Origin of the sequence: Streptomyces sp. NPDC089915, from assembly GCF_040684675.1 — a bacterium.
Lineage (GTDB): Bacteria > Actinomycetota > Actinomycetes > Streptomycetales > Streptomycetaceae > Streptomyces.
Window position 1 is genome coordinate 1 of record NZ_JBFBGN010000428.1, and the last position, 1,046, is coordinate 1,046.

General features: G+C 70.9%; 1 protein-coding gene. It reads left to right on the forward strand.

Going from position 1 to position 1,046, the window contains the following annotated elements:
• Positions 1 to 335 precede the first annotated feature (335 nt).
• Positions 336 to 803, forward strand: a complete 468-nt coding sequence (locus tag AB0O29_RS36380; protein ID WP_365160841.1) for a LuxR C-terminal-related transcriptional regulator — start codon at positions 336 to 338, stop codon at positions 801 to 803.
• Positions 804 to 1,046: the final 243 nt, after the last annotated feature.

Genomic DNA, 1,046 nt, shown 5'->3' on the forward strand with positions numbered 1-1,046 from the left:
CCGGAACCGCCCGCTGCGACAGCAAGCCGGGCCTGCTCACCCCGGCCGGAAGCCTGCTGCTCGGCTACCGCGCCGAGTTCACCCCGAAGACCGCCGCCACGGGTGTCCTGCCCCGTACGGCAAGCGGAACCGTCTCGGCCCTGTAGAGGGCTCTGTCCGCTGCGCGACGTCACCGGCCGGCCTGCCCAAGAGGTGGTGGACGGGGTGTTGCTGATGTCCGATCACGGGGCGGCCGGTCCCGGCGTCCGGTCCGGACCTGGTTTCAGCAGGTGGGCGGGGTGCTACCCGCGAGTCGGCGGGTACCCACGCAGCCCTCCCCGCCCCAGGATTCCGGCATGTTCACACCACGACAAGGGATAGGCCCGCACTGCTCGTGCGGTGTACTCACGGTGGCGAGGAGGGCAAGCGGCTCAAGGCCGAATGCCCCTGCCACCGCGCTGACTTCCCGGGAGACGGAGGTGCTGCTCCTGCTCGGCGGAGCCCTGGGCAATGCCGTCATCGCCCGCCGCCTGGACATCACCGAACGCACCGTGAAGAAGCACGTGACGGCCATATTCGAGAAGCTCGCTCTCACCTCCCGCGTGGAGGCAGCGCTCATGGCCGTGCTGCATCACCCGAGACTGTGCCCGGAGGCGTCCGAGCCGCAGACGCTCCGCGCGATGGGCCACGACCAGGAGTACCCACTCCCAGAGGACCGGACTCCACCGTCGGCGGACCGTCAGCCGCCCTGCGCAGGCCATGGAGCCGACGGCCACCACAAGGCCCGCCGTCAGGCGGGTGTACCAGGCGCCTCTGTCGTTTGAGGCTTGCGGCATGCACGCACCAGATCAGGGGAGTCCCGGGCCGCACTGCTTCTGCGGCGGTTTCAGAGTGAGGGGCGCGTTGGGCTCGGGTGAGTCCCGGGCGATGGCGGTCCGGTTCCCGACGGCCCGGGAGCGGGGGGTTCTTCTCCTGCTCGGCGGGGCCCTGGGCAAAGCCGCGATCGGCCTCCGGCTGGGGATCGGGGAGCGCACCGTGAAGAAGCACGTGGCGGTCCTGGACCACCG

Bases quoted from the DNA above. Each gene is read 5' to 3' on its own strand.
- AB0O29_RS36380 (WP_365160841.1), top strand. From the start codon at position 336: ATGTTCACACCACGACAAGGGATAGGCCCGCACTGCTCGTGCGGTGTA.